Source organism: Bacillus sp. JST-5 (assembly GCF_057747715.1).
Genome location: NZ_JBYLHW010000110.1, coordinates 1 through 4084, shown reverse-complemented (window position 1 = coordinate 4084; position 4084 = coordinate 1). Strand labels below are relative to the sequence as shown.

The 4084-nt window shown below is 33.6% G+C and carries 3 protein-coding genes; 2 read left to right on the top strand and 1 reads right to left on the bottom strand.

All coding sequences use genetic code 11. From position 1 onward, the window contains the following. Positions 1-235: 235 nt before the first annotated feature. Entirely contained in the window at positions 236-2032 is a 1797-nt protein-coding gene (locus AC3ASS_RS13690; RefSeq protein ID WP_488284082.1) for a M3 family oligoendopeptidase, read from the bottom strand. A 193-nt stretch (positions 2033-2225) separates the two neighbouring features. On the opposite strand from AC3ASS_RS13690, the gene AC3ASS_RS13685 reads away from it, so the two are divergent. Both AC3ASS_RS13685 and sigK read left to right on the top strand, forming a co-directional pair. Beyond that, on the top strand, positions 2226-3119 hold the full coding sequence (locus tag AC3ASS_RS13685; RefSeq protein ID WP_488284081.1) for a beta propeller repeat protein: 894 nt from the start codon (positions 2226-2228) through the stop codon (positions 3117-3119). A 97-nt stretch (positions 3120-3216) separates the two neighbouring features. Next, positions 3217-3939: an RNA polymerase sporulation sigma factor SigK gene (sigK, locus tag AC3ASS_RS13680; protein WP_488284080.1), complete on the top strand. Its 723-nt coding sequence runs from the start codon at positions 3217-3219 to the stop codon at positions 3937-3939. Positions 3940-4084 lie beyond the last annotated feature (145 nt).

The following is a 4084-nucleotide window of genomic DNA, read 5'->3' as shown; positions in this document are numbered from 1 at the left end:
AGGATTCACTTTATGTTACGGTCTGTTGATTTGCTCGCACTCTCCAAGAGAGTTACTTTGTCACAGGGCTTCAACCTTAGGATTTCTCCACCAGTTGCCTGTCAGCTACCGAGCGTCTTGGCACTTACTCGGGTTGGACTTGCACCAACTAGCAGATAACAGCTTAGCTGGGCACGCATAGAAAAAATAACAAAGCTGATAGCCTTAAGCCATCAGCTTTGTTTATCATCATTCTTTATTTAGAAGTTAATTGCAAAAACTCTTCAACGTCTGCGACACACAGTTTAACAGCATTTTCCCAGAAATCTCGTTTTTGTAATTCAACATTCAAATGTTTTTTCGCAAGATCTTCAACTGTCATGGAACCAGTATCCTTTAATAAAGAAATATATTGTTCTTCGTACCCTTTTCCTTCCTCTAAAGCACGTGCATAAATACCAAGAGAGAATAAATAGCCAAACGTATACGGGAAGTTATAGAATGGAACACCAGTAATGTAGAAATGCAATTTGGATGCCCAGAACAATGGATGGTATTCCGCTAAAGCATTACAATAAGCTTCTTTCTGAGCTTCCTCCATTAAAGCGTTTAAACGTTCAAAACTAACAATACCTTTTTTACGTTCCTCATAAAATCTTGTTTCGAATAAAAACCTAGCATGAATATTCATGAAAAATGCAACAGAGCGTTGAATTTTATCTTCTAATAAAGCTATTTTTTCTTCTTTTGTTGATGCATTTTTGACAGCCGCATCAGCAACTATCATTTCAGCAAATGTTGAAGCGGTTTCAGCAACATTCATCGCGTAATTTTTATTCAACGGATGAACATCTCTTAATGCAAATGAATGGAAAGCATGACCTAATTCATGTGCTAGCGTTGATACATTCGATGGTGTCCCTGAATAAGTCATAAAAATTCTCGATTGCTTACTTTCCGGAAACGAAGTACAAAAACCTCCCGGACGTTTTCCTGGACGGTCTTCCGCTTCAATCCAACGATCTTCAAATGCTTTTTTCGTAAATGAAGCTAATTTTTCCCCGAATTTAGAGAATTGTTCAATAATTAATTCTGCTCCTTCTTGATAAGAAATTTTTCCATTACTTTTCCCAACCGGCGCATCTAAGTCGTACCAGCTTAATTTTTCAAGTCCTAACAATTCCGCTTTTCGGTTTAAATATTTAACAAACGCATCTTTATAATCGGTGATTACTTGCCACATTGTATTTAATGTTTCTTTCGTCATTCGGTTATAATCAAGTGGTTCTTTTAAAACATCGTCCCATCCTCTATGTTTATAAACATTTAAACGGAAGCCAGCTAGATGATTTAAGGTCGCAGCCAAATATTCTCCTTGTTTAGACCAAGCTTCTTCCCATTTTTTGAATACTTCTTTTCTTAATTCGCGATTTTCACTAGAAAATTTATTGAATGCTTGTCCTGCTGATAGTTCTTTCGTTTCACCATCTTCTGTTACTGGAATTTTTATATGGCTTACGATTGTATCGTAAAATTGCCCCCAACCGTGATATCCGTCAATACTTAAGGATGTGATTAATGCTTCTTCATCTTTTGATAATTTTTCATTCGCGTTAATCCGTCTTTCATTTAAAACAAATTGAATTTCCGAAAGTCCGTCTACCTTTAATAATTCGTTCCATACATCATCGTTTATTTTCGTCAATTTGTCATCCAATTGTGTTAATGAATGTTGGAGACCAGCACTTAATTCCATTACTTGACTACGTAATTCATTTGCTTTTTTGTCTGCCATATTTTGTGCTTGTAGGCAGCTGACAAAAGCTCCAGCTTGACGAATCTTTTGGGAAACTAGTTGAAAATTATCAATGATTTTTAAAAATTCCTCATAATCTTTTGAATTCGTTGGTATTTCCCATTGTTCAACCAATTGTTGAAATTCATTTAAAATCCCTTTTGTTTCTCTTAAATATTGTTGAAATTCTTCCGACTCACTTCCACCTTTAAAAAATACGTCTAAATCCCAAGTTTCTTTATATGTTACCTGTGTCATATGGAACCTCCTTTTATGTATATTTTGATTATAATATGACTTTTCTAAAAGTTCTATAAAATCGAAGAAAAAATTTAGATAATCGAAAATTTCGCAACTGAAATAATCAAAACGATGAAATGATTTTCCTGAAAAGATTGTGTAAAATAATGTAGAATGCTTGTATTTTATTGATTTTTGGAGGCGACAAATATTGATGAAACGAATTTATTGTTTAATCTTCATTTCCGTATTATTTTTTACTGCATGTTCGAATGAATCTTCCCCTTCCAAAAATGAAAAAGATGAGACAATTGATATAAATGGAATCGGATTTTTTGAACAGGAGTTATACATGGCATGGAATTCTGGGATGAAAGTTTATCGAGACGGGAAGTGGCAAGAGCTTGAAGACGAAAAAAAGGAGTATTTATCGTTAGAGTCAATAAAAGAGGGTTTTATTTTTAGTGGTAAAGATAAAGAAACTCCTCTAGGTATTGTAAAATGGAATCTTTCTAACCAAAAAGAAACTCCGATTTCTTTTCATAATAAGGATATATTCCATTTTATTGCTTCTGATTATAACGGGAATTATCTTTATGTTATACAAACGTCTTTGGACAATCCTGATCTTGAATATGGTCTTCATTATAGTGCAGACAGAGGAAAAACATGGAGTAAAGCGAAGCTTGATGGTTTTCAAGCCGACTCAATGGGAATGGTTTCAGCACACCCTACCAATGGCCATATCATTGCTTTAGCAACAAGAGAAGGAATTTATCTGTCCAATGATTCTGGAAATACGTTTGTTCCATTAATCTCAAATGAAATGGTAACAGCTTTAAAATTTGACTATAATGACATTTATTTTTGCTCCATTAATGAAAAAGAAGAAACCGTTCATTTGAAAAAATATTCTTTAGAAAGCAATGAAGTAGAAACCTTATCGGTTCCTTATTTGGACTTTTCTAACCCAATTACATATATTGCTATAAATCATGAACAACCAAATCAAATAGCTTTTTCAACCTATCAGGGAGATTTATTTGTTTCAAATGACTCTGGGGAAAATTGGGCTCAGCTTTTATTTAAAGGTGAAATTAAATAATAAATGAACCAAAAAATTGCCGGACAGACACAATTCCATACACCTATGCATACGTATGACTTATAGGCACCTGTGTTAACTTCATGGAGGTGAAGTGATGTCCGGTATTTTAGCAGCGCTTTCCTACCTGTTTAAAGAACTGTTTTTTCTCGTCTCGTATGTAAAAAACAATGCCTTTCCGCAACCATTGTCAGCGAGTGAAGAAAAAGAATATTTAAAACGAATGGCTGAAGGAGACCAAGAAGCTAGGAACTTATTAATTGAACATAATTTACGTCTTGTTGCTCATATCGTAAAAAAGTTTGAAAATACTGGTGAAGATCAAGAGGACCTTATTTCAATAGGAACGATTGGATTAATTAAAGCGATCGAAAGTTACTCCGAAGGAAAAGGAACGAAATTAGCTACATATGCAGCTCGATGTATCGAAAATGAAATATTAATGCATTTAAGAGCTTTAAAAAAAACAAAAAAAGATGTCTCTTTACATGATCCCATTGGGCAAGATAAAGAGGGAAATGAAATTAGTTTAATTGATGTTTTAAAATCAGAATCAGAGGATGTTATTGATACGATTCAAATGAATATGGAACTTGAAAAAGTAAAAGATTATATTAAAGTACTAGATGAACGTGAAAGAGAAGTCATTATTGGCCGATTTGGACTTGATCTAAAAAAAGAGAAAACACAACGTGAAATTGCAAAAGAATTGGGGATTTCCAGAAGTTACGTATCAAGAATTGAAAAAAGGGCATTAATGAAAATGTTCCATGAATTTTATCGAGCAGAAAAAGAAAAAAACAGTCAAAAAAATGAGTAAAAAAGAAACTAAATGAAAAGAAACTTCGAAAAAACTACATTAAATGAAAAAAAGAAGGAGGATTGAAGTGAACTGCGCCCTATAAAGTAAACAATTTTTAAAAAAGGGATACTGCGATCTATGCAGCGATAAGATGACTACGGTA